At 63.1% G+C, this 24,001-nt stretch carries 29 protein-coding genes and 1 pseudogene; 18 read left to right on the top strand and 12 right to left on the bottom strand.

Annotated features, from left to right (window positions below; translation table 11 throughout):
- Positions 1-125 precede the first annotated feature (125 nt).
- The gene (locus BPHYT_RS27740; protein ID WP_012427445.1) at positions 126-401 is read left to right on the top strand and encodes a DUF1488 family protein; all 276 of its coding nucleotides are present in this window, start codon (positions 126-128) and stop codon (positions 399-401) included.
- A 37-nt stretch (positions 402-438) separates the two neighbouring features.
- Here the strand turns inward: BPHYT_RS27740 and BPHYT_RS27735 are convergent, their stop codons facing one another.
- The 3 genes from BPHYT_RS27735 to BPHYT_RS27725 all read right to left on the bottom strand — a co-directional run bounded on the left by BPHYT_RS27735 (position 439) and on the right by BPHYT_RS27725 (position 2,554).
- Positions 439-1,470: an Acg family FMN-binding oxidoreductase gene (locus BPHYT_RS27735; RefSeq protein ID WP_012427444.1), complete on the bottom strand. Its 1,032-nt coding sequence runs from the start codon at positions 1,468-1,470 to the stop codon at positions 439-441.
- A 171-nt stretch (positions 1,471-1,641) separates the two neighbouring features.
- Positions 1,642-2,289, bottom strand: coding sequence for a response regulator (locus BPHYT_RS27730; RefSeq protein WP_012427443.1), 648 nt, complete (start codon positions 2,287-2,289; stop codon positions 1,642-1,644).
- Between the two features lie 46 nt (positions 2,290-2,335).
- Positions 2,336-2,554 carry a hypothetical protein gene (locus BPHYT_RS27725; protein WP_012427442.1) on the bottom strand — a complete coding sequence of 73 codons (219 nt, stop codon included), beginning with the start codon at positions 2,552-2,554 and terminating at the stop codon, positions 2,336-2,338.
- A gap of 238 nt (positions 2,555-2,792) precedes the next feature.
- Here BPHYT_RS27725 and BPHYT_RS27715 point away from each other — a divergent pair, with 238 nt between their 5' ends.
- Positions 2,793-3,269 (top strand): universal stress protein, encoded by a 477-nt coding sequence (locus BPHYT_RS27715; RefSeq protein WP_012427441.1) that lies wholly within the window; start codon positions 2,793-2,795, stop codon positions 3,267-3,269.
- Positions 3,270-3,442: 173 nt separating this feature from the next.
- Here BPHYT_RS27715 and BPHYT_RS27710 read toward each other — a convergent pair whose 3' ends face one another.
- The 9 genes from BPHYT_RS27710 to BPHYT_RS27670 all read right to left on the bottom strand — a co-directional run bounded on the left by BPHYT_RS27710 (position 3,443) and on the right by BPHYT_RS27670 (position 12,342).
- Entirely contained in the window at positions 3,443-4,273 is an 831-nt protein-coding gene (locus BPHYT_RS27710) for a universal stress protein (protein ID WP_012427440.1), read from the bottom strand.
- Positions 4,270-4,776, bottom strand: coding sequence for a universal stress protein (locus BPHYT_RS27705; RefSeq protein ID WP_012427439.1), 507 nt, complete (start codon positions 4,774-4,776; stop codon positions 4,270-4,272). Before BPHYT_RS27705 ends, BPHYT_RS27710 begins: the two co-directional genes overlap by 4 nt.
- Positions 4,777-4,831: 55 nt before the next feature.
- The gene (locus BPHYT_RS27700; RefSeq protein WP_012427438.1) at positions 4,832-5,668 is read right to left on the bottom strand and encodes a universal stress protein; all 837 of its coding nucleotides are present in this window, start codon (positions 5,666-5,668) and stop codon (positions 4,832-4,834) included.
- A 159-nt stretch (positions 5,669-5,827) separates the two neighbouring features.
- Positions 5,828-7,231, bottom strand: a complete 1,404-nt coding sequence (locus BPHYT_RS27695) for a bifunctional enoyl-CoA hydratase/phosphate acetyltransferase (RefSeq protein ID WP_012427437.1) — start codon at positions 7,229-7,231, stop codon at positions 5,828-5,830.
- Between the two features lie 81 nt (positions 7,232-7,312).
- A complete protein-coding gene (gene arcC, locus BPHYT_RS27690) occupies positions 7,313-8,221 on the bottom strand; it encodes a carbamate kinase (protein WP_012427436.1) in 909 nt (302 codons plus the stop codon).
- Positions 8,222-8,230: 9 nt separating this feature from the next.
- On the bottom strand, positions 8,231-9,229 hold the full coding sequence (gene argF, locus BPHYT_RS27685) for an ornithine carbamoyltransferase (RefSeq protein ID WP_012427435.1): 999 nt from the start codon (positions 9,227-9,229) through the stop codon (positions 8,231-8,233).
- A gap of 37 nt (positions 9,230-9,266) precedes the next feature.
- Entirely contained in the window at positions 9,267-10,484 is a 1,218-nt protein-coding gene (locus BPHYT_RS27680; RefSeq protein WP_012427434.1) for an arginine deiminase, read from the bottom strand.
- Positions 10,485-10,509: 25 nt separating this feature from the next.
- Positions 10,510-11,991: an arginine-ornithine antiporter gene (gene arcD / locus BPHYT_RS27675; RefSeq protein WP_012427433.1), complete on the bottom strand. Its 1,482-nt coding sequence runs from the start codon at positions 11,989-11,991 to the stop codon at positions 10,510-10,512.
- A gap of 114 nt (positions 11,992-12,105) precedes the next feature.
- Positions 12,106-12,342, bottom strand: a complete 237-nt coding sequence (locus BPHYT_RS27670; protein ID WP_012427432.1) for a hypothetical protein — start codon at positions 12,340-12,342, stop codon at positions 12,106-12,108.
- A gap of 305 nt (positions 12,343-12,647) precedes the next feature.
- Between BPHYT_RS27670 and BPHYT_RS27665 the strand changes: the two genes are divergently transcribed.
- The 16 genes and pseudogenes from BPHYT_RS27665 (at position 12,648) to BPHYT_RS27590 (ending at position 23,994) form a co-directional block, all read left to right on the top strand.
- Positions 12,648-13,160 carry a flavodoxin family protein gene (locus BPHYT_RS27665; protein WP_012427431.1) on the top strand — a complete coding sequence of 171 codons (513 nt, stop codon included), beginning with the start codon at positions 12,648-12,650 and terminating at the stop codon, positions 13,158-13,160.
- Positions 13,161-13,182: 22 nt separating this feature from the next.
- The gene (locus BPHYT_RS27660) at positions 13,183-13,623 is read left to right on the top strand and encodes a hypothetical protein (RefSeq protein ID WP_012427430.1); all 441 of its coding nucleotides are present in this window, start codon (positions 13,183-13,185) and stop codon (positions 13,621-13,623) included.
- 110 nt (positions 13,624-13,733) lie between these two features.
- Positions 13,734-14,567, top strand: a complete 834-nt coding sequence (locus BPHYT_RS27655; protein WP_012427429.1) for a potassium channel family protein — start codon at positions 13,734-13,736, stop codon at positions 14,565-14,567.
- Between the two features lie 436 nt (positions 14,568-15,003).
- Positions 15,004-15,351 carry a hypothetical protein gene (locus tag BPHYT_RS27650; RefSeq protein WP_012427428.1) on the top strand — a complete coding sequence of 116 codons (348 nt, stop codon included), beginning with the start codon at positions 15,004-15,006 and terminating at the stop codon, positions 15,349-15,351.
- A gap of 58 nt (positions 15,352-15,409) precedes the next feature.
- Positions 15,410-15,868 (top strand): universal stress protein, encoded by a 459-nt coding sequence (locus BPHYT_RS27645; RefSeq protein ID WP_012427427.1) that lies wholly within the window; start codon positions 15,410-15,412, stop codon positions 15,866-15,868.
- A gap of 467 nt (positions 15,869-16,335) precedes the next feature.
- A complete protein-coding gene (locus BPHYT_RS27640) occupies positions 16,336-17,082 on the top strand; it encodes a beta-ketoacyl-ACP reductase (RefSeq protein WP_012427426.1) in 747 nt (248 codons plus the stop codon).
- A 431-nt stretch (positions 17,083-17,513) separates the two neighbouring features.
- Entirely contained in the window at positions 17,514-18,554 is a 1,041-nt protein-coding gene (locus BPHYT_RS27635; RefSeq protein WP_012427425.1) for a zinc-dependent alcohol dehydrogenase family protein, read from the top strand.
- Positions 18,555-18,645: 91 nt separating this feature from the next.
- Positions 18,646-19,079 (top strand): annotated as a pseudogene (locus tag BPHYT_RS27630) (Hsp20/alpha crystallin family protein).
- 79 nt (positions 19,080-19,158) lie between these two features.
- Positions 19,159-19,809, top strand: coding sequence for a BON domain-containing protein (locus BPHYT_RS27625; RefSeq protein WP_012427424.1), 651 nt, complete (start codon positions 19,159-19,161; stop codon positions 19,807-19,809).
- A 72-nt stretch (positions 19,810-19,881) separates the two neighbouring features.
- The gene (locus BPHYT_RS27620; protein WP_012427423.1) at positions 19,882-20,160 is read left to right on the top strand and encodes a hypothetical protein; all 279 of its coding nucleotides are present in this window, start codon (positions 19,882-19,884) and stop codon (positions 20,158-20,160) included.
- Between the two features lie 372 nt (positions 20,161-20,532).
- Entirely contained in the window at positions 20,533-22,011 is a 1,479-nt protein-coding gene (atpD, locus tag BPHYT_RS27615; RefSeq protein WP_012427422.1) for a F0F1 ATP synthase subunit beta, read from the top strand.
- A complete protein-coding gene (locus BPHYT_RS27610) occupies positions 22,008-22,466 on the top strand; it encodes a F0F1 ATP synthase subunit epsilon (protein WP_012427421.1) in 459 nt (152 codons plus the stop codon). Before atpD ends, BPHYT_RS27610 begins: the two co-directional genes overlap by 4 nt.
- Entirely contained in the window at positions 22,463-22,780 is a 318-nt protein-coding gene (locus BPHYT_RS27605) for an AtpZ/AtpI family protein (protein WP_012427420.1), read from the top strand. The genes BPHYT_RS27610 and BPHYT_RS27605 overlap by 4 nt, the downstream gene beginning before the upstream one ends.
- Before the next feature lie 31 nt (positions 22,781-22,811).
- The gene (locus BPHYT_RS27600) at positions 22,812-23,054 is read left to right on the top strand and encodes an N-ATPase subunit AtpR (protein WP_238535760.1); all 243 of its coding nucleotides are present in this window, start codon (positions 22,812-22,814) and stop codon (positions 23,052-23,054) included.
- Positions 23,051-23,749, top strand: coding sequence for a F0F1 ATP synthase subunit A (locus tag BPHYT_RS27595; RefSeq protein WP_012427418.1), 699 nt, complete (start codon positions 23,051-23,053; stop codon positions 23,747-23,749). The genes BPHYT_RS27600 and BPHYT_RS27595 overlap by 4 nt, the downstream gene beginning before the upstream one ends.
- Entirely contained in the window at positions 23,746-23,994 is a 249-nt protein-coding gene (locus BPHYT_RS27590) for a F0F1 ATP synthase subunit C (protein ID WP_012427417.1), read from the top strand. Before BPHYT_RS27595 ends, BPHYT_RS27590 begins: the two co-directional genes overlap by 4 nt.
- The last annotated feature ends 7 nt before the right edge of the window (positions 23,995-24,001 follow it).

The raw sequence follows: 24,001 nt of genomic DNA, 5'->3' as shown, positions 1-24,001 counted from the left end.
GGCGAAAGGGCGAGCGCGCCTATCCTGATGGTGTCGGCGTGCCATGCGTGGGTGCACTTTCCCATTTGCTTCGCTCGCTCGAAAGGGTTATTCGAGCCACGTTTTCGTCTCTACAGGCACTGGTCATGAAAATCCATTTCCCGCATGAACGCCCGGCATACCGCGCGCGCGATCTCGTCCTCATCTTTCCGGCAGAAGTAGATGGCACGCGCATACAGTGCGCCATTACCGCGGAGGCGCTGGAAGATCACTTCGGCGCACGGTCGTGGCGCGAAGACGATCTGGTCACGGCATTCGATGCACACCGCCATCCAATCCAGCAAGCCGCGCGAAATCTGCTGAACGAAGTGGGGCCGAAGCCGCTCATGATGCACAGCGGCTACTTCCGTTTCTGCGAGTGAAGCGGCGCAGACCGCGCCGCTCCTGAGGGCCGGCACGCTACGACACTACCTCTTCAAGCGGCCGCCGCGGCGAATGCGGCACCTGGGCGCCACGGCCGATGCGGATCAGCAACTGCGGCACGGCGTCCAGTTTCAGCGCGGCACACAGGCGCTCGCGCAGCGAAGCGATTTCGATTGGTTGATTCAGGTACGACGCAGTCATGCCTTCGGCGGCCGCGGTCAGCAGCACGCGTTCGAGCGCCTGGCCTGCTGAGAGCCACGCGGACGCGTCATCGGTGCCGGTCGCGATGCACATCAGCAGGGGCGAGCCTATGGCGAGCGTATGATGCGTTGCGGCCAGGCCGCCGCCCTGATCGAACGTGCGAACTACCGAACTGACCAGCGGCGCGGCGAAGTCGAGCAGCGCGCGCACCCCTGGCGACAACGCGGGCATGCCGTCCTGATGACGCCGCGGATGAATCCAGCTTGCGAGTTCCCGACGAAAGCGCGCATCTTTGAACTGCGCCTGGTCGGCTTCGCCGATCAGATCGGCGAGCTGTTCCCGGCCCGCGATGTTCTCAACGCAAACCGTGTCGCAGCCCTCGATCGCGCCGGCTTCCTCAAGCCGCTGCCGGAAGCCGGGCGGGGAGGGCTCGTCGGCGAAAGTCTCGCGTGTCGTCACGCGCAGGGGAATCGCCTCGAACAGCGAGGCGAGCTCGGTATCGCAGCGGCCGTCGCGTATGACGCGCAGATGTGCGAGCACGTCGACGTCGACGGTCGACGGCAGCAGCGTGATGGCATAGGCAAGCCCAAAGCGGCTCAGCGCCACGCGCAGATTGAAGAGCGCCGCGCCGCAACTGATGAGCAGCTCGCGGTCGAAGGGATCGACCACCGGCAGCGCCCGTGTGCGGTCGGCGCAAAGCGTCACGCTATCGCCGTCGACGATGAAATGCCACGGCTGTGTGTTGTGGTTCGACGGGGCCAACACCGCATAACGCAGCGCAAAGCGCAGTTTTTCGTTGATGCCGGCTGTCGGGTCGAGTTGCCGTTCGTCGACGGACCAGGCGGTCGGTTGGGAAAGAGTGGCCATTCGGTGTCTCCTGGCGCGGTGTCAGTTATGTCGCGTCAGACCATCCTGTCAGACCGCGCCGTGAAGGGCTTGACTCAGATCAATTGGCGGTATTCGCGAGATGGTGTTCCTCAGCTAGACAGCGGAGGAACGGAGGCGAGCAACCCGGAAACGGCAGCGCGCGCGGCGCCGTCAGATTTCGTCGTCTTCGCCGAGCAGCTTGTGGCGCAGCGCGTAACGCACCAGCGCGGCCTCATGCGGCATCTGCATTTTTTCGAGGATGCGTGTCTTGTAAGTGCTGACCGTTTTGCTGCTGACACACAACTCGGTGGCGATTTCCGTGAGGGTCTGGCCTGCGACGATGCGGCGAAACACGTCGAATTCACGGTCTGAGAGGCGCTGATGGGGCAGCGCGTCGCCGGGCTCGTTCAGGCTCTGCGCGAAACGCTCGGCCATGGCGAGGCTCACGTAGACGCCTCCGGAAGCGACCTTGGAGACTGCCGACACAAGTTCCGCGCTGGCGCTTTCCTTGGTGAGGTACCCTGAGGCGCCTGCCTTGAACGCACGCACCGCGTACTGCTGCTCCGCGTGCATGGTGAGCACGAGAATGCGCAGCGCTGGCATTTCGTCTTTGATCTGCCTGATCAGTTCAACGCCGTTGCGCCCTGGCATGGACAGATCCAGCACGAGCACTTCGGCCGGCCTGGAGCGGACCAGCGCGATCGTGCTGGAGCCGTCGCTGGCTTCGCCGGCCACTTCGAAGCCGCTCGTGCTTTGCAGGATATGGCGCAGGCCGTCGCGCACCAACGCGTGGTCGTCGGCTATCAGCACTCGGGTCATTCTTGCGTCTCCTCTTCCTGAACGGCCGTGTCCGGCAAGGTCACGGTCAGCTCAAAGCCATTGTTATTTGAAGTATGAATCTCCACGTCGCCGCCCAGCAGGTGACGGCGGCCTCCGCATGGCGGGTGACGTCGGTCAACGCCTTCTGCAAGATACGAAACAGAGTGATTGCTCGAGCCGGCGAAAAATGCGTGTCGCCCAATTCGATGTCGCGCTTCACGTCCCACTGGATGCGAGCGCCAAGGTGTTGTTCAGGTAATTGCATTCAGCCCTGGCGACCGGCAACGTAACTTGCGGTGTTGTTTATTCTCCGCGTTTCGTAAGAATCATGCCAGCGACAATGGCCGACGGCGAGGAGCGCGGTGCTGGACGAACGAGGCTGAAGCCACGCGCCCGTCGCTTGATCCGCATCAAGCGTATTTCGGCTTTGAACCGCAAACTGAACTTCCATGTGCCTCTCGCCCAAACTCAAGCGCTTCGGGTGAAGTTCCCAGGAGAATGTCATGTACGAGCGGATTCTTGTAGCAATCGACGCTAGTCAGGCGGCGCAACGTGCGCTTGAGGAGGCGCTTAAAATCGCACGAGCCGCGCATTCGACGGTCATTGCGGTGTTCGTCGCGGAACATGCCGCATCCATGGTCGACGTCGGCACCGGGCTGATCGACGAGGAGGTTTTTCCTATGGGTTCGACCGGAGCCGCCATGGCCACGCTGGAGGATGCTCGCGCATTGTTCGAACAACGCGGAGTGCGTGGCGTGACGCGCATTGTCGATTCGTACGGCGAGGACATAGCGGGTGTGCTTGGCCGCATCGCCGGCGAATGCGAAGCCGATCTTGTCGTGATGGGCACCCACGGACGGCGGGGGATCGGACGGCTGCTGCTGGGCAGTGTGGCGGAAGCCGTGTTGCGGCGCACCGAGGTGCCTGTCCTGCTGGTTCGTCGCGAACGGGATCTGGATGAAATTCCGTCGGACCTTTGACGGCTCTAACTGCTCTGACGGGAAAGGTCAGCGTGCGGACCGCGGACACGAAAAGAAGCGCCCAGAATACGGGGCGCCTTTGAAGTTACGAAGTTACGAAGTTACGCGAGGAGCCATTGCCGCGCAACGCCTCAAAACTGTCACATCGCTAATCCGGTCAAACCCGTCTCCACCTAATGCGAGATCAGCACCGGCACGGTCATCGACTCCAGCACGGTCCGCGTGACGCCGCCCAGCAACCTTTCCTGAACGCGCGCATGGCCATACGCGCCCATCACCAGCAGGTCGACATGAAGGTCGGTGAGCATGTTCAGCAGGAGCGCGCCTGTCGAGACCCCGTCCGTCGTGGCGGAATCGGCAAATCCCGCCTGAATGCCGTGCCGCGCGAGCCACGCGGCGACACTGATGCCGGCCGGCTCGCCGCCGCTTGATGGATGCCGCCGGACGGTCATCACCGTGACGAATTTCGCGCGTTTGATCACGGGCAGCGCATCGGCCATGGATCGCGCGCTCTCGCGGCTGCCGTCCCATGCGATCAGCACGCTTTCCGCAAACGAGCGGACTTCCCCCGCGTAGGGCAACACGATCGCCGGGCGGCCCGAACTCATGACCACGTCCTCCACGAAGTGGCGGGCGATATACGACGAAGGGTCGTGCGGATCGTACTGGCCGAGAATCAGAAGATCGGCGTGGCGAGCATGCAAGACTGTTGTATCGACGGTGGCACCGGCCGGCGCGCGCCACTCGACGCTGGCGCCGGCAAGTTCGCCGGCTGCGAGAAAGCGCGCTCGCGCGTCGTTCAGGTTTGAGCTGAGCTGCGCCTCCCGTGCTTCGGCCCAGCCGCTCTCGCCGTGTAGGAAGAGCGGCTGAGTGAGTTCCCGGCACACCACGTACAAGCCGATTAAATGCGCTTCATGGCGCCGGGCCAAGTCGAGCGCGAATTGGGTGCGGGCAGCGCTATGGGTGCTGTCGTCCAGATGCACCAGCAGGGTTTTGCAGGTCATGACGGTTCCTTGGTGGCTTCGGACGCCGATGGGATGCCGCTTGCCGCGGGCTGGGCGCAGTGTGCGGAGATCATCAGCACGGGACACTGTGCGATGCGCAGAAAACTTTCAGCGACGCTGCCGAGCACCATTCGCCGGAAGCCTCGCCGCCCGTGCGTGCCCATCACCACCACGTCGGCCTTGAGGTCGGCGGCGGCGCGCTGGATGCAATGCGCGACGTCGTCGGCGACCGGATCGGCCTCGAGAATGCGCGGCGCGCCCGCGACGCCGGCGCGCCGCATGCACGCGGCGGCGTCTTCGGTCACGTGCTTGCCTTCCTCGAGAAGCGCGTCGCGCACATACGACGGGTCGTAGGAGGGCACGTCATACGCCATGATCGGGACGTCCACGACAAACAGCGGCTGCACGTACGCGCCGGCTTCGCGCGCGAGTTGCAAGGCTGTGTCGAGGGCGCGCTGTGAGGTTTCACTGCCGTCGACTGCGACCAGTATCTGTTGGTACATAACGACTCTCCTGAAAAGGGGCGGCGACGGCAGCGCTACGAGGCGCATGGCGTCGTCAATGCGACATCAGCACCGGCACGGTCATGGACTGGAGCACAGTGCGGGTTGCACCGCCCATGACCAGCTCCTGCCAACGAGCATGGCCGTAGGCGCCCATCGCGAGCAGGTCCGCACCGAGTTCCGCCGCTTCCGACAAGAGCGCGTCGCCGACCGACGCGGCCGGACCGGCTTCGACGTCTTTGACTTCGACACGGACGCCGTGCCGCGCGATCACGGTCGCGATGTCGGCGCCAGGAATACGCGGACCGGCTTCGCCGCGAACGCCGTTCACCGTCAGGACCGTCGTGAGCCGGGCGGTGCGCATGAACGGCAGCGCATCGTGCACGGCGCGGGTGGCTTCGCGGCTGCCGTCCCAGCAGACCACCACGTGAGTACCGGGTGAAGTGACACTGGTGGCATTCGGCACCAGCAACACTGGGCGGCCAGCCGACATGATGAGGTTTTCGGGGAAACGGTAGCCGACGTACGACTCCGGATCGTCTGGGTCGTCCTGACTGGCGATGATCAGGTCCGCGCAGCGTCCTTGCTGCGCCACCGCGAGATTGGCTGGCTGGTCGACCGCAAGCCAGTCGCCCGTTACCGCTGCACGGCTCAATTCCGCATGAAAAAGACGCTCGATTGCACTGCGCCGTTCGGCGCGCAACTGTTCATGCGTTGCGTAATAGCTGGCGGTTCCTGCCATCACATAGAGCGAACGCGGATCGGGACTGAAGGTAGCGTATACACCCCTGAGATGGGCGCCGAAGTGTCTCGCGAGGGTCAGCGCGATTTCGAGCCGCCGATGAGCGAGCCGACTCGTATCCAGATGAACGACGATGGTCTTGTAGCTCATTGCATAGCTCCCGAAGGCGAAGAGTGGGGTACGACGGTGTGATCAGAGTTTATGAGCCGGTGGCTCTGCGCTGTTGATTCAGATCAACAGTGCGACGACGGGCGAGGCGCCGTTGGAAACTGAAAGCACGCGTGGGTGCGTGCTCGCCAGATGCGACGCTTACGGGCGTCCCGAGCCCGCCAACGTTCGTTCTGCGACCAGTTTGGCGAGTGCCGCGGATGCGAGGCGGACGCGCACGCTGTCGGCGCGGCTCGTCAGAATGATGGGCACGCGCGCGCCAAGTACCAGGCCGGCCGCATCGGCGCCGGCGAAGTACATGAGCTGTTTGGCGAGTATGTTGCCGGCTTCCAGATCGGGCACCAGCAGGATGTCGGCCTGACCGGCGACGGGCGAATCGATCTGCTTGGTTTTCGCCGCGGCGAGGCTGATCGCATTGTCGAATGCGAGCGGGCCGTCCACGAGCGCGCCGGTGATCTGGCCGCGCGCAGCCATGACCGTCAACGCGGCGGCGTCGAGCGTAGCCGGCATGCGCGAGTTGACCGTTTCGATTGCGCCGAGCGCCGCGACCCGCGCCAGTTCGGCGCCTAGCACATGCAACAGGTCGATCGCGTTCTGGCAGATGTCGCGCTTATGGTCGAGCGATGGCGCAATGTTGACGACGGCGTCGGTGACCACCAGCGGCTTGGAATAGGCCGGCACGTCCATGGCGTAGACATGGCTGATGCGCCGCGCTGTGCGCAAACCGGAATTCCGCGCGACGACGGCGCCGAGCAGCTCGTCCGTGTGCAGACTGCCTTTCATCAACGCGGCAACCTGGCCGGCCGCGCCCATTTCCACGGCGCGCGCGGCCGCCGCATGACTGTGCTCGACCGCTTCGATTGGCACACCCGCGAGATCCACGTTGGCCGCCTCGGCCGCAGCGCGGATTCTGGCATCGGGGCCGATCAGGACCGGCTCGAGCAAGCCTTCGTCGCGCGCCTCGATCGCGGCCACGATAGCTTCCGCCGAGCAGGGGTGGACGATCGCCGTACGCAATGCGGGGCGCGTGCGTGCCTGCCGTATGAAGGCCTCGTAACGGTCGTGCCGCCGCAGGGTGACTTCGGTGCTTGGGGCGCACGGCCACACCACCGTCGTCGATGGTGCGACGACGGTGGCCGTGCCGAGCAACACCGTGTCGCCCGCCTGATTCGTGCAGCACGCGTCGAGCACAACGACGCGACCGTCAGTGCGCTTTTCCGTGACCGTGACCGTCGCGGTGATGATGTCGCCCGGCATCACGGAATGACGAAACTGCCAGGTCTGACCAAGGTAGATCGTGCCGGGGCCAGGCAGCCGCTTGCCGAGCAGCGCGGAAATCAGGGCGGCCGTCCACATGCCGTGCACGACCCGATGGCCGGACGGTCCGCCGTTCGTAGTCACGGAATCTTCATGGGCGGGATCGATATCGCCTGCTACGGCCGCGAACAGGTCGATATCGTTTTGCACGACCACGCGTGCGAGCGACGCCGACTCGCCGATTCCGATTTCGTTGAAAGTCCGGTTGCGCAAAAGGTTGTCGTTCACGGTGGCCCCTTGAACCTGGAAAGGTATGCGCCGATGGTGTCCACAAGGACTTCTTTTGTTCGAAACCCGGATGGTATTTCGTCAGATGATGCGAGTGCCCGCGGTGCCGTTCGCCATTGCCGCGATGTGTTCGAGCGAGCCGATGACCGCCGGTTTTCCGGTGTGTGCAACGAAATCGCAGGCGGCCTCGACCTTCGGCGCCATCGAACCGGCCGCGAACGACATGGACCGCAGCTCGGCGACCGGCACATCGTGCAGCACGCGTTCGCGCGGCGTGCGCCAGTCGGCATAAACCGCATCGACATCCGTGGCGATCAGCAGCAGATCGGCGGCGAGTTCGGCGGCAAGCAGCGCGCTGCATCGATCTTTATCGATCACGGCTTCCACCCCAACGCGGGTTTGTCCATCGGGCGCGACCTTGACTGGAATTCCTCCGCCGCCGGCCGCGACCACGACCACGTCGTGATCGAGTAGCCACTCAATGGGCCGCAACGCTACGATGCGCCTTGGCCGTGGCGATGCGACAACGCGCCGGAAGCCGGCTCCGTCCTCGGCAATGGTCCAGCCGTTTCGCCTCGCGAGGTCCTGGGCCTGCGCTTTGGTGTAAACCGGACCGATTGGCTTGGTGGGATGCTCGAAAGCCGGATCGTCGGCGTCAACCTCGACGCGCGTGAGGAGCGTTGCCACTTGCCGCTGCACGGGCAAAACGTTGGCCAATTCCTGTTCGAGCAGATATCCGATCATGCCTTCCGATTCCGCGTCGAGCACGTCGAGCGGCGACGCGGCACCAGCCGGCCCCGAAGCGGCCGCCTGCAATGCCAGCAACCCAACCTGAGGTCCATTGCCATGCGCGACAACCAACTGGTTACCGTCGGCCAGCTGGCCGATCTGCGACGCCGCGCGGCGAATATTGGCGATCTGGTTGGCCATCGTCATCGGCTCGCCGCGCCGCAACAGTGCATTGCCACCCAGCGCGATCAGAATGCGCATGGCCGCCCCTTATGCGAGCGTCGCCACGAGTACCGCCTTGATCGTATGCATGCGATTTTCCGCCTGTGAGAACACGATCGACGCATTCGATTCGAAGACCTCGTCGCTGACTTCCAGTTCGGACAAACCGAAACGCTCGTGTAGTTGCCGCCCGATGTCCGTTTCCAGGTTGTGATAGGCGGGCAGGCAATGCATGAAGCGGGTGCGTGACTTGCCGGTTGCCTTCATTAGCGCCGCATTGACCTGATACGGTAGCAAAAGATCGATGCGAGGCCCCCACGCCTCCATCGGCTCGCCCATCGACACCCAGACGTCGGTATAGACAAAGTCGGCGCCGCCCACGCCCGCAACCGGATCCTCGACGATCGTCACGCTGGCGCCGGTGCGTTCCGCGAGGTGCCGCATCTGCTGCACGAGTTCATCGTGCGGCCACAACTCGCGCGGCGCCGCGATTCGCACGTCCATGCCCATCTGCACGCCGCCGATCAGCAGGGAATTGCCCATATTGAAGCGTGCGTCGCCAAGGTAGCAGAACGACAGCTCGTGCAGCGGCTTCTCGCCGAACTCCCGCATCGTCAGCAGGTCGGCGAGCACCTGAGTCGGATGGAACTCATCGGTCAATCCGTTCCATACCGGCACGTGCGAATAAGCGGCGAGGTCTTCCACGACACTCTGGTGAAAGCCGCGATACTCAATACCGTCATAAAGCCGGCCGAGCACGCGCGCCGTATCCTTGAGCGACTCCTTGCGGCCGAGTTGCGAACTCGCGGAGTCGATGTAGGTGACGTGGCCGCCCTGGTCGTGCACGGCCACCTCGAACGCGCAACGCGTGCGTGTCGAGGTCTTTTCGAAGATGAGCGCGACGTTCTTGCCATTGAGTCGCGGGACCTCGTTGCCGGCATACTTCGCGCGCTTCAGTTCGGCGGCGAGGTCGAGAAGAAAGCCGATGTCGCGAGGGCTGAAATCCTGCATGTTCAAAAGGCTACGGTTGTGCAGATTGAATGCCATGAAGCGGTTCCTTGATCGTGTTGGCGGGAGAACGACGTCAGACGGGATCGCGTTCGATCGGGCAGGTCATGCAATGTCCGCCGCCGCGTCCGCGGCCCAGTTCGCCGCTCGGAATCGTGATGACTTCCACGCCGGCTTTGCGCAACAAGGTGTTTGTATAGACGTTGCGGTTGTACGCAACGACGACGCCCGGCGCGAGCGCCACCACGTTGTTGCCGTCGTCCCACTGTTCGCGCTCCGCTTCCCAGGTATCGCCGCCGGTGGCGACCGTGCGCAGCTGTTTCACGCCGAGTGCCCGTGCGACGACTTCGAGAAACGGCGCGCTTTCCGGCCGGACGTCCAGCTTGCCCGGCGTCTGTGACGGGCGCAGGGAGGTGCAGCGGATGCCGTCGACCACCTCGGGAAAGATCGTGACCAGATCGCGGTCGCAGAATGTGAGCACCGTGTCGAGATGCATCGCGCCGCGCGATCGCGGCAACTGTGCAGCGATCACCTGCTTGACCGATTCATGCGCGAAGAGGGTGCGTGCAAGCTGTGCGACGCCTTGCGGCGAGGTGCGCTCACCCATGCCGACCAGCACAACGTCGCGCGACAAGGGCATCACGTCCCCGCCTTCGAGCGTGGCGCCGCCGTGTTCGCTCTCCGGATCGCCCCACCAGATGCGCGCTCCACCGGTAAAGCGCGGATGGAAGCGATAGATAGCCGCGCTAAGCAAGGTTTCCTCGCGGCGGGCGGGCCAGTACATCGAGCCGAGCGCAACGCCGTCGTTGATCCAGCAACTGTTATCACGGGTGAACAGCGTATTGGGCAGCGGCCGCAGCAGAAATCCAGAGGGTTCCGTACATTGTGCGACCAGGCCGGCAGGCTCGAAAGGAAGTTCCGCGCGCACGATTCCGCCGAGCAACCGGGTGGCGAGTTCGCCGGCGTTCATTTCACGCAGCCAGGGCAAAAGTTGCGCCGAGAGTTCAAGGTCGACCGCGCCGGCGGACAGCTTGTGTGCAAGCACCCAGTCGCGCGCTTCCCGTCCTCGCAGGATATCGGCGAGCAGGTCGTGCATTTCCAGCACCTCGATACCGCGCTCCTGCATCGCGCTGACGAAGGCGTAGTGGTCGTTCTTCGCTTGCGAGACCCACAATACGTCATCGAATAGCAGTTCGCGGCAATTGGCCGGCGTGAGGCGCGCCTGAGCCAGGCCAGGCCTGCAGACCATCACCGTGCGCAGCGTGCCGATCTCAGAGTAGACGCCGAATGCCATAGAGTTTCTCCAAATGATCGCTGGCTTACAGGCCCAGCGCGCCGCTCGACAGCAGCCACGCCGCAAGCGCCGCAAGAGCGATCAGGGCGGCCAGGATGGCGACTTCAAAGGGCTTGAAAAGACTGGCGCCGCGCTCGCGTTTCGCCCAGCCGAACAGAAGCACGCCCGGCGCGTAGAGCAGGGCCGAAAGCAACAGATACTTCGGGCCGGCTGCATAGAGCAGCCAACAGCAATAGACGGTCGCCATTGCGCCGATCAGCGTGTCGCGGCTGCGTGTTGTGTCCGTTATCGTGTAGCCGTCGCCGCGCATCGCGATCCGGGTTGCGTACACTGCGGAGAACAGATAGGGGATCAGGATCATCGAAGTCGCGAGCGAGATCAGCGCCTGATAGGTCGCGTTGGACACCAGTGTGATGATCAGGAAGAGCTGGACGAGGCCATTGGTCAGCCAGAGCGCGTTGGCCGGCACGCCGTGGCTGTTTTGCCGGGCGAGAAACGTTGGCATCACACCGCCGCTCGCCGGCGTGAAAAGCGTTTCCGCCGCCAGCAGCGTCCAGGCCAGCAACGCGCCACCCACCGACACCAGCAAGCCGATGCTGATCAATACGGCGCCCCACGTGCCGACGGCTTTGTCGAGCACGCCGGCCATCGACGGATTCTTCATCGCGGCCAGTTCGCTTTGCGGGACGATGCCGAGCGACAGCAAAGAAACCGCCATCAGCAGCAGCAAGACGACGGTAAACCCGAGCAGCGTTGCGCGCCCGATATCCTGACGGCGTTGCGCCCGTGCCGAAAACACGTTGGCGCCCTCGATGCCGATGAACACCCAGACCGTGATCAACATCGTGCTTTTGACCTGCGTGAATACGTTGCCGAGTTTTGAGCTGCCCCAGAAGTCCTGGGCAAAAACATGGCTTCTGAACGCTGCGAGCGCTAACAGGATGAACACCAGCAGAGGAATCACCTTGGCGACGGTGGTGATCGCGTTCAGAACCGCCGCGCTACGCACACCGCGCAGGATGACCGCATGCATGATCCAAAGCACAATCGATGCGCCCAGCACCGCAGCGCGCGTGTTGCCGTCTCCGAATACAGGAAAGAAATAGCCGAGCGTGCCGAACACGATGACCAGATAGCCGACGTTGCCAATCCATGCGCTGACCCAGTAGCCCCAGGCTGAATTGAAACCGACGAAATCGCCGGCGCTGGCGCGCGCATATGCGTAGATGCCATTATCGAGCTCCGGTTTTCGCGTCGATAAGGTCTGATAGACGAAGGCCAGCGTGAGCATGCCCACGCCGGTGATCAGCCAGCCGATCAGCACGGCGGCCGCGCCCGCGCCCGACGCCATGTTCTGCGGCAAGGAAAACACGCCGCTGCCGATCATCGACCCGATCACCAGCGCCGTCAGCAGGCCGAGCCGCAAAGGTTTCGCCGTCTGCGCCGCGGTTTGAGCGGCCGGTCTCGGAACCGACGCTCCCGTCAATGAATCTGCCAGATTTTTCATGATCCGACCTCGGTGAATTTCAAGATACGTTGATTAGCTCACTTTGGAGGGGGTGGCGGATTGATCTGGATCATCCGTTTCAAGGCGACGTCGCCTTGAGTCGCTTGAGTCGTTTCACGCGGGTGCAATCTGGTCGATGGCTTCGCACAGTGCTTCGGCGAAGCGTTGGAATGCATGGAGCGAGCCTGCGACGCTTTGGTATTTCTCGCGCCCAATTTGTCCATCGAGGGTAATCAGTAACCCGGACTCGCGCGCAAGCGCGAGGATGGCATCGAATTCACAGACGGAGTTGCCTTTGTTGCGCGGTTGCTGGGCCGCCGTGGCACGGTGGGAAAAGATTGGGTTCGACATGGCTGGTCTCCTGATCGGGCAGCTTCGGCATACGCATCTGGCGCACTGCGAGGTCGACTGGTGCCTCCTGTCCTGAAATTCAGTATTGGTCGCTGGCCGGTCGATACAAATCAGGTGTCGCTGAGCTTGGAGTAGGACGTCCGGTGTCTTTGTCAGAATTGGCCTACACGACGCTAAACCGTGACGATGGCCGGGTTCGCAGCTTGATATGGATCATAAGAACTTGCTCATCCGCACCTATGCTCGTGGCATGCACTGCGAATTCCGCATGTGATTGCACGGCGGCGTGCGGTAGGGAGGCTGAAATGTCGGAAGCAAAAGTTCTCGTCGTCTATTTCTCGCGCACCGGGACCACGCGCCTGCTTGCATCGGCGATCGCCACGATGCTGGGCGCCGATATCGAGGAGATCTGCGACTGCAGCAATCGCGAAGGGCCCGGCGGCTACCTGCGCTCACTGCTCGATGCGATCCGCAAACGTCAGGTGGAGATCGTTCCGGCCGGCCTGGACGTCTCGGCGTATGACCTCGTCGTGGTCGGTTCACCCGTGTGGGCCGGCTCGGTATCGGCACCGGTGCGTTCATATCTGATCGAGAACCGCGCGAAGTTTTCCCAGATCGCGTTCTTCTGCAGCTTCGGCGGACGCGGGGCGGACAAGGCACTCCACGAGATGTGCGAACTCGTCGGCAAGCCTGCCGTTGCTGAATGCAAAGTCACGGCTGTCGAAGCGCGTCACGGCGCGCATGCCGCGCTTGCTGCGTTCGTGGATGGCATCAAGCGGCACCTTGCCAGGTCCAGGGACCTCGAATGGATGTGCTGATCCATCAAGCGAGTGCGCCGACATGAACAGAAAGCTTCTGCTGGCAATTGCCGTCGCGGGGCTCGGCGCGTGCAGTACCGCGTCGCGCATTGCCACGCTCCGGGATACTGAGATCCAGCTAGAGGAGGCGCGTGCGGAGGCTTCAGTGAACTGTTCTGCTCGCGCCGACTGCGACCGCCTGTGGAGCCTGACGAAGCAATATGTCTCACAACGCTCCGTGACGCCGATTCGACGCGCCGATGACGCGGCAATCGAAACCGCCGAGCCGCATGTGTTCGGTGCGGTCTACATTTGGGCAACCAGGACCACCGACAGCACCGGCACCTCCACCATCAGACTTAAAGGCATGTGCCGCGGCATGTATCGCGCCGACGGTAATCCCGGTTGGCTGTACATGAACTGCGCCCAGCAGATTCGTGCGGTCGAAGCAGATTTTCGCGCATACGTCGGCGCTGCGTCGTAATTCCAATGCTTTGCGCTGCTGCTCGTCCTTGAAGTGGCCGCGCAGTCAACGCACGCGCCGGAAGGCTTCGACTAGGCCGCCCGGCATCCAACCTCGGATACGGTGGCGAAATGAGCGACGGTTTTCGCGTGGCAGGTTTGGGCGGTGTCGTCCTCCATGACGGCGCGCGCGCGGTGCGCGCATGGCGCTGGCTGCAATGGGTGCTACTGGGATTCAGCTTGTTGGCGATTCCCGCGTTCTACTTCGAACTGGCCGCCCATTCGACTGCATTGCACCAGATCGGGCGAGCGCTCTACGCAGGCATGGCGGCCGGCTTCGCGGTTTCGCTGGCGTGGATCGCGCGCCTGTGCCATGAGCCCAGACGGTTTCTGATGCGCAATCGCTACGACGTGCTGGTTGCAGTCGGCGCCGCGGTGAGCGTCATGTCGGGTCTATCGGCCTGGTCGCCGCTCGAATGGGCGATGCGCATGATATTCGTCGGACTCGTGGCGGCACGCATCGTCGTGTCGCTGCGGGGATTTTTTTCGCCCAACCGGCTGCTGTTGCTGCTTGCGACCGCTGCCGTTCTGCTCGCATCGGCGGGTGCCGGCTTTTACTGGCTGGAGCCGGGCGTGCACACCTATGGCGAGGGTGTCTGGCTGGCCTTTGAAAGCAGCGCGACGGTGGGATACGGCGACATGGCGCCTACCACGCCGGCTTCGCGTGTCTTCGCCGCGTTCGTGGTGTTGCTCGGTTATGGCCTGCTGTCGCTGTTATTCGCGAGCATCGCCGCGATTTTCGTCGAGCAGGAAGAGCGTGTGCTGCGTAGAGAAATGCATCGCGATATCAAAACATTGCAGGCCGAAATTGCCGCGCTGCGCACAGAAGTGCGCCGCATGGGCAGCGCCGCGCATACCGATGATAGCGCCGTCGGCCGTCATCGCCCACCGGGTGAGCACGAATGAAGCAGATGGCGGCCAGTCGGATAACCCCTGCGGCCAGCGCAACCGTGGCCGGCACGACCACCCACGACGGCGCACGCCATGATCCGGGAAGCAGCAAGGTCAACATCAAGAGTACGAAATTCGCGCCGCTTTGCGCGGCGCTCGTCCAGACCGGAGAAACAACGGCAAAGAGATTGCGGCGGTCGCGATCAGCGCGCCGTCGACTCCCGCCGGATAGCCACTGCGGGTCGCGCCGGGCACGCCACGACGAGACATGGTCCGTCGATAAAAGTCGGGACCTGCTCGATGTCTTGACGCAAGTCAAGCGGCGCCGACCGTGCCGGCCGATGATCCTGTTAACTCGCCGGTCATGTTCTGTTAGCTCAGCCACGTGATCGCGGCGGGCGACTTCGCTTCGGAGTCGGCACGAAAACGCTGGACACCTGGGAGAAGGCACATGGGAGTCGGCATGCAAATCGTCTACCTCGGCTTTGCCGGGACGTCGCAAATCGAGGCCGAAGCAGCTTCGCAACTGGTGCGCCTCGAGCGTTTCAGCAAGTCCATCGCAAGCTGTCATCTGGCGATCGAATCCATCCGTAGCGCGCCGGATGATCGTGGCCTCCACCGTTATCCAGACGAACCGCGCGGTCCGATGTTCGACGCCCGGCTCGATCTGGTTCTTCACAGCGGCGAGTTCATTCCGATCAGACATTGCCTCGACGCCAATGCGGAACTTGCGATCCACGCAGCGTTCGATTCCGCCGAGGCGCAGCTGTTGCGCGACTCAACGCGCACGGCGTCCTGATCGCGGCAGCGAACCCTGCGACGTCATCGCATCTTTAATGTCCTGCAAGGAGATAGTCATGTACGAAAACGTTCTGGTTGCCGTGGATGGCAGCGAAGTATCGAAACGTGCGCTCAGTGAGGCGATTCGGATGGCCAAACTGGCGCGTGCGAAGCTGACCGCGGTGTATGCGATCGACCAGTCGGCGGCCTTTACCTATGCAGGCGCCTGCGATCCCCATCTGCTCACCGATGCGGCGCGCCAGGTCGGACGCAGCCTGCTGGACGACGCGGTTGCGCAAATGAAAGCGCTCGACGTGCCCGGAGATTCCGAAATCATCGAAACCCAAGGCATAGCCGAAGACATCGCGAATTGCATCGCGCGTTGCGTCGAGCGCCGCGGCGTGGATCTGGTCGTGATGGGCACGCATGGCCGGCGCGGCGTGCGCCGCATGGTGCTCGGCAGCGTCGCCGAGCGTTTCGTGCGGCTTTCTCCTTGCCCCGTGCTGCTGGTACGGGAAAGCGTGGCCAACGCCTGAGCATCATCGAGGTAGCGCGAGTTCGGGACATCGGCACACTGGCGGATGCTTGACACATGTCAACCGTACTTCTACGCGCGCGCTTACATTGAAAAAAAACGTCGACTCGTGTCGCGAGCGGAAAAACTTCGGAGCCGTCAGCGCGCAGATCCACCTCAACGATTGAGGTCCTTCATGGCAACGGAATCTAACGCTTCACTCGATGTGAATCGAACGAACCTTCGACTCGCACTCCGAATGCGGGGCTGCATCTCGAACTCGTCGGCGAGCCTGCGAGTTCGAGATGCAGCGCGTCAACTGCGATCCTGCCGTACCGACCGTTACACGCGAGCCACGGGTGCAGGCATGGTGCGCTGTAAGCAGGGTGATCAGCGGTGAGCTGGACGGACGCACGGCGTTCGGTCAGAGCACGAATTCAGCAATGCCAATCGCGACGGCGTATCGCCGCGCGCAACAGGGAGGACAGTATGTCGGCTAAGCGCGTTGCCTTTATCACCGGTGGCATGGGCGGACTGGGGGCTGCCGTCAGCCGGCGTCTTCACGACGCCGGCATGGTAGTCGCCATGTCGCATTCGGAGCGTAACGATCACGTCGCCACATGGCTCATGCATGAACGCGACGCCGGCCGGCGCTTTCATGCATACGAAGCCGACGTGACCAGTTTCGATTCGTGCGCACATTGCGCGGCACGTGTGCTCGACGAATTCGGCTCGGTCGACGTACTTGTCAACAATGCCGGCATCGCACGCGATTCGACCTTTGCCAAAATGAGCAAGGACGACTGGGATGCGGTTCTGCGCACCGATCTCGACTCGATGTTCAACATGACCAAGCCGTTGCTGGGCAGCATGGTTGCCCAACGCTTCGGACGTATCGTCAATATCGCCTCGGTGAACGGTGCGCGCGGCGCCTTCGGGCAGACCAATTATGCGGCGGCGAAAGCGGGGATTCATGGCTTCACGATGTCGCTCGCACTGGAAGTTGCGAAACATGGCGTTACGGTGAACACCGTCTCGCCCGGTTATCTCGCGACCGCGATGACCGCGGCCGTGCCGAAAGAGGTGATGGAGACGAAGATCCTGCCGCAGATTCCAGTAGGTCGCCTTGGGCAACCCGACGAAGTTGCCGCGCTGGTGGCGTTTCTCTGTTCGGACGACGCGGCTTTCGTCACCGGCGCGAACTTCGCCATCAACGGCGGCATGCATATGGGCTGAAGCTGAAAAAGAGACGTTTTGGCTTCAGTTGCAGGGCGCGGGCCCGTACGAGGAACACCAACGCGGCCCACATAAACAATGCGGACGTGAGTGACGTCGGCATCGCTCGCCGTCGCTCCGCACGGCGCTGCCCACGCGCTTCCCACGCCACGGCACGTTGGCAAGATGCAGATCGCCACGGCATTCCCGCACGAAACCGCGCGCGCGGCGCGCTTCGTAATGATCTCCAGACCGCTCGCCGGTTTTATCGCACCAATGACGCAGTGCCTGCGGCAGCATAGGCCTCGCCGGATGCACGGCCGTTGACGGAGGTCATCTATTCGAGCGCGCGACGGCCAATGAATCTCACTTGACACATGTCAATCGTTGCGAAGGGAGGCGGCCTAAAGTTGCTCGTACAGCAGGCTTGTTTCGATCAACGGAGGCAGCATATGAAAGCGCTCGTGTACCACGGTCCCGGAAAGAAATCGCTTGATGAAAGGCCTATTCCCAAACTCACCGCGCCGACCGATGCAATCGTCAAAATGACGCGCACGACGATTTGCGGCACCGATCTGCACATTCTCAAAGGCGACGTGCCGACCTGCGAGCCGGGACGTATTCTCGGCCACGAAGGCGTCGGGGTCGTACAGCAAGTCGGCGCAGCGGTGTCGTCGTTCAAGCCCGGAGACAGGGTGCTGATTTCATGCATTTCCTCGTGCGGCAAGTGCGACTACTGCCGGCGCGGCATGTATTCGCATTGCAGCACCGGCGGCTGGATTCTCGGCAACAAGATCGATGGCACCCAGGCCGAATACGTGCGCATTCCGCACGCCGAGACGAGCCTGTACCCGATACCCGCCGGCGTCGACGAGGAAGCGCTCGTGATGCTCTCCGATATCCTGCCGACCGGCTTCGAGTGCGGCGTGCTGAACGGCAAAGTGCAACCGGGCAGCACGGTGGCGATCGTCGGTGCCGGGCCGATCGGTCTGGCCGCGCTGCTGACCGCGCAGTTCTATTCGCCGGCGCAGATCATCATGATCGATCTCGATCCGAACCGTCTGGAAGTCGCGAGCCGCTTCGGCGCCACGGCGTGCATCGACAGCGGTCACGCCGAGCCGCTCGCGGCCGTGATGGAACTGACTGGCCAGACGGGCGTAGATTGCGCGATCGAGGCGGTCGGCGTGCCCGCCACATTCGAACTGTGTGAAGCGCTTGTCGCGCCAGGCGGCGTGATCGCGAATGTCGGCGTACATGGCGTCAAAGCCGATCTTCACCTCGAGCAGCTGTGGGATCGCAACATCGCGATTACGACGCGTCTGGTCGACACGGTCAGCACGCCGATGCTTCTGAAGACTGTGCGCGCGGGCCGTATCGATCCTGCGCGGCTCATTACGCATCGGTTCCAGTTCGAGGACGTGATCGGCGCATACGACACCTTCAGCCGTGCCGCGGACACCCACGCACTGAAAGTGATCATTGAGATGTCCTAGCCGGCGCAGTGCGCGATGCAGGCGCCAGCGCTGTTCCATTCAACCTGGTTCCCTATCCATCATTTCGATGGATGCTTCAAGGAGTGGCACGATGAGCAACATTACCCGTTTTGATCCGTTTGCAGCCGACCCCATGTCGGACCTCTTTCACGGTCTATTCCGCCCGTTGCGCGGCGGCGCGGGCGGCGAGATGCAGCTTGCCGACATCAAGGTCGATGTCACGGAGGGCGATACCCAATATACCGTGAAGGCCGAACTGCCCGGCGTCGAGAAAGACGACATCGACATGAAAAAATGGACGGCAATCTCGTATCGATCAGCGCCAAGGTCGAGCGCAAACATGAGCTGAAAGAGGGCGAGCGCGTCATTCGCCGCGAGCGCTATTCGGGCGCGGTCAGCCGTTCGTTCACACTTGAGAGCGAAATCGACGAAGCCGCCGCGGCAGCGCAGTACAAGGACGGCGTGCTCTCGTTGACGCTTCCCAAGAAGGCGGCCTCCGAACGCAAACGCCTGCCGATCAACTGATTGGCGCGGGGCGGCGCGGGGCGCGCGGCTGCACGTCCCGGAGCGGTTGCGATCCGTACGTGCTTTCAAGGAGCAAGCAATGAAGTCAGACATGGAATTGAAACACGAGGTCGAGGAGGAACTGGCCTGGGACCCGGCAGTGAGCGTCACAGACATCGGCGTGGAGGTTCATGACCGTATCGTCACGCTGTCCGGTCATCCGGCCAGCTATGCGGAAAAAATCGCGGCGGAGAAAGCGGCGCAACGTGTCGCGGGCGTGAAGGCCGTCGTTGTGGAACTGAAGGTGCGCCTCGGGCATGCGGATGTTCGCAGCGACGAAGACATCGCCAACGCGGTTCGTTCCGTTCTCCATTGGACCGTCGGCTTAAGCGAAGAGTCCGTCAAGGTGCAGGTTGAAAAAGGCTGGGTCACATTAAGCGGCGAAGTCGACAATGCCTATCAGAGTCATGTCGCCGCCCGCACTGTTTCGCAAATGCGCGGCGTGACGGGCGTATCGAACACGATCCGCATCAGTGGAAGCGTGGCCGCACAGGACATTGGCGAGCAGATCAGCCAGGCGCTTCAGCGTCACGCGGACCGTGAGGCGAAACATATAGCGATCAAGGTGGATCAAGGCACGGTAACGTTGACGGGCAAGGTTGATTCGGCCGCCGAGCGTTCGGCTGCGCGCGGGGCCGCGTGGGCAGCGCCGGGCGTGCATGCCGTAATCGACAATCTGACGGTGGGCTGACGCGCCAAAGCGTAGGGCGCAGGCGCGCGCCCTACTTGTCACCTTTAGCTGATGGAAGACGAGGGGCGGCTCATGGCGCTTTCCGGAAATATTTGCGACGGCAATTGGTCGGTATCGGCCGTGACGCATCAGACAGCGGGCGGTTTCGACTGCTCTATCCAGCTTAGTCATAGCACACCTGAAGGCGTCTTCACTCATGAGTTCAGGCACAGCCGTGTTTTTCCTAACGAGCGTGAGGCCGTACTCGCCGGTCTGCGCGAGGGGATGGTGTGGGTGCAACTCAAGATGTCGAACACGCTGTCATTTGAGGCGGCGAGCCACGCTCAATGTGATGTTCAGAAGGATCAGTAGTCTTGGCATGCGTGCATGCGTGCGTCAGACCTGCAGTGAGTCTGTCTTCGCGCACTGCACCGAAGCGCCGTCGTTTATCGGCATGGCGGACGGCGAGATGGAGGCAAAGCGTGTAATACCCTTTGAAGGCACACGTTTGGACCGGAAGCACGTTCGAGCAAGCTTAGCGGTGTGTCCGCCGTGGCATTTGACGCGGATCAACTGGGACTGAGTGTCGCCGAGTCAGGCGCTGCCGGTCGCCGGTCGGTTACCGACCAAGTTGATTAGTGTCTCTCGCGAGCTGCCTTCTCGCCGACATTTGATCGATGTCATTTCGCCGGTGCGACACGACGGTATCGTGCGGATTCATGCATGGCCGCGAGGAGGCCAAGGATGTCGACTCAGCCACCATCGATCGTACCGGACAGCTCGTCGGCCGCCAGTGACGGCAGCGTCGTCGCCGTCCGGGGCGCGGTGGTCGACGTCCGTTTTGCGGACAGTCCACTACCTTCTATCGACGACGCGCTGCTCATTCTGTCAGACGATCTCTCGCCGGTATTAGCCGAGGTGCAAGCGCATCTTAGCGAAACTACGGTGCGCGCACTGGCGTTGCAGGCGACTGCGGGATTGCGGCGCGGTGCGCGCGTGCGAACTTGTGGCGGCCCGATTGCGACGCCGGTCGGCGAGGCGGTGCTCGGCAGACTGCTCGACGTGACAGGCTCGCCCCGCGACGACGGCGCGGCGCTTTCAGCGCAACTCGAGCGCCGTCCAATTCATCGTGCGGCGCCGCCGCTCGCCGCGCAGACCGGCGCGACGTCCCTGTTTTCCACCGGCATCAAGGTCATTGACCTGCTTGCGCCGCTTGCCCAGGGGGGCAAGGCGGCAATGTTCGGCGGCGCGGGCGTCGGCAAAACGGTGCTGGTGATGGAACTGATTCACGCGATGGTCGAGCGCTATAAGGGCATCTCAGTGTTTGCCGGCGTGGGTGAGCGTTCGCGCGAAGGGCACGAAATGCTGCTCGATATGCGTACATCCGGCGTGCTGGCACGCACTGTTCTCGTGTATGGCCAGATGAACGAACCGCCGGGCGCGCGCTGGCGCGTGCCGTTTACCGCGTTGACGATTGCGGAGTATTTCCGCGACGAACGCCGTCAGAATGTCCTGTTGCTGATGGATAACGTGTTTCGTTTCGTGCAGGCCGGCGCCGAAGTGTCGGGCCTGCTGGGACGCATGCCGTCGAGGGTAGGGTACCAGCCGACGCTGGCAAGCGAGGTCGCTAGCTTGCAGGAACGCATTGTGTCGGTCGGCGACGTCTCGGTCACGGCGATCGAGGCGGTGTACGTACCCGCCGACGACTTCACCGATCCCGCCGTCACCGCGATTGCCGCGCATATCGACAGCATGGTCGTATTGTCTCGCGCCATGGCGGCTGAAGGGATGTACCCCGCGATCGATCCGATCGCGTCGTCGTCGATTCTGCTTGACCCTCTCGTGGTCGGAGAGGAACACGTGGCTGTCGCCACCGAGGTACGCCGGATCATCGAACACTACCGCGAGTTGCAGGACGTCATCTCATTGCTGGGTGTCGAGGAACTCGGCGCGGAAGACCGCGCCCTCGTGGGGCGAGCCAGGCGTCTGCAACGTTTTCTGACCCAGCCGTTTGCGGTTACCCAAGCGTTCACCGGGGAAGCCGGCCGCTCCGTGACGGTGGGCGAGACGATTGCCGGCTGCAAGGCGATCCTCGCGGGCGAGTGCGACAACTGGCGGGAAAGCTCGCTTTACATGATCGGCTCGCTCGACGAAGCACGCCGTAAGGAGCAAACCGCTGTCGCGCAGGACGCGGTGACCCGTGGCATGGAGACAGTGCGATGACCGGCGCGCGTCTCACCTTAACCCTCGCCACGCCGTCGCGCGCATGGTTCGACGCAGTCGAAATCATTTCCCTGCGCGCGGAGGACGAGAGCGGCTCGTTCGGTATCCATGTCGGCCATGCTGATTTCGTGACATTGCTGACGCCATCGGTGGTTCGCTGGATCTGCGCCGACGGCGTGACCCGCTATTGCGCGGTGGACGGCGGCGTGCTGCTGGTGTCGCGCGGCACGCAGGTGTCGATTGCCTGCCGCGAAGCGATTCCCGGCGATTCGCTGGAGAGCCTGGAGGAGGCCGTTCGCCGACACCACGCCGTTGAGGACGATGCGGCACGGCGCGCCCGGGTTGACCAGTTGCGCCTGCATGCCCGGGCCGTGCGTCAGATGTTGCGCTATCTGTGTCCACGTTCGGGCGCGGACGGCGCCGACGACGCCGCCACGGGAGTCATGCCGCAATGAACTCGCAGCTTCCCGACAGGCGCAAATCGGGCGACGACCGCATGGCCGGTGCAGCCCGCCACGCCGCCGCGCGTGACGCGCATGGGCGCGCTGATCCCGAGCCGTCTCTGGGCAGCCGGCTTGGCCAGATCGGCATCCTCGGCTGGGCAATCGTTCTGCCGACGTTGCTGGGACTCGCGATCGGCCATTGGCTGGATCGCGCTTTTGGCACGCGCGTGTTCTTCTCGGCGCCGCTCCTGATGATCGGCGCCGCAGTCGGCTTCTGGTCGGCGTGGAAGTGGATGCATCGTCAACAACGAGGGCACCATGATTAGTCCATCGCCGTCATTCGCGGCGCAGTTTGCCATGGGACTCAGCGTCGGCATGCTGGCCGGCGCCTGGCAGTTCCTCTCGCTGCGCTGGAACTGGCCGCTTTTTGCACAGGGCAGGGCGGCAGCGGCGCTCGTGCTCCAGCTTGCCCGCTTCGCCCTGACTGGTGCGCTTCTTCTGATGCTCGCACACGCCGGCGCGCTTGCCCTGCTGGCCGGCATGGCCGGCATCCTGCTCATGCGAACGATCGCGATTCGCTGCCAGCGAGGCAGACCGTGACCGCTTCACCGCTAGCTACCGCGCCGCTTCTGCACCTCGGCCCACTTGCGATCACCGAGCCCGTGCTGGCAACCTGGGCCATCATGGCCGTTGTCACGGCGGTGTCGGCCTTTCTCTGCCGCAATCTGTCGCTGACGGCCGGCAAGGTGCAGACCGCGCTCGAACTGCTGGTCGAGACGATCGATCAGCAAATCCGCGACACCATGCAAACCGCTCCGACCACGTATCGCGCATTGATCGGCACGCTATTCCTCTTCGTGCTGATTGCCAACTGGTGCGCGCTGCTGCCGGGCGTGACGCCACCCACCGCGCACCTCGAAACGGATGCCGCACTCGCGCTGATCGTGCTAGGCGCCACGGTGTTCCACGGTATTCGTACGCGCGGCATGGCGGGTTATTTCGCGGCCTTCGCCGAGCCGAGCTGGGTGATGATTCCCCTGAACCTCGTCGAGCAGATCACGCGGACGTTCTCTCTCGTGGTGCGGCTGTTTGGCAACGTGATGAGCGGCGTGTTCGTGGTCGGCATCATCCTGTCACTAGCCGGGCTGCTCGTTCCCATTCCGCTAATGGCTTTGGACCTGCTGACGGGCGCCGTGCAAGCCTACATTTTTGCCGTGCTGGCGATGGTTTTCATAGGCGCGGCAATCAACGATACCCCTCACCACGCTAGCGTAAAAAAAGGCGAAGCCTTATGAATAACCTCATCGAAATCGTGAGCATTGCAGCCGCGGCGCTTGCCGTTTCGTTCGGCGCGATCGGCCCGGCGTTGGCGGAAGGCCGCGCGGTCGCCGCCGCGATGGACGCGATCGCGCGGCAGCCCGATTCGGCGGGCACCGTATCGCGTACCCTGTTCGTGGGCTTGGCCATGATCGAGACGATGGCGATCTATTGTCTTGTGATTGCCTTGTTGCTGCTCTTTGCCAACCCGTTCGTCAAATAGGTGGCGC

Origin of the sequence: Paraburkholderia phytofirmans PsJN (genome assembly GCF_000020125.1) — a bacterium.
GTDB lineage: Bacteria > Pseudomonadota > Gammaproteobacteria > Burkholderiales > Burkholderiaceae > Paraburkholderia > Paraburkholderia phytofirmans.
This window is presented reverse-complemented; position numbering and strand designations above follow the sequence as displayed.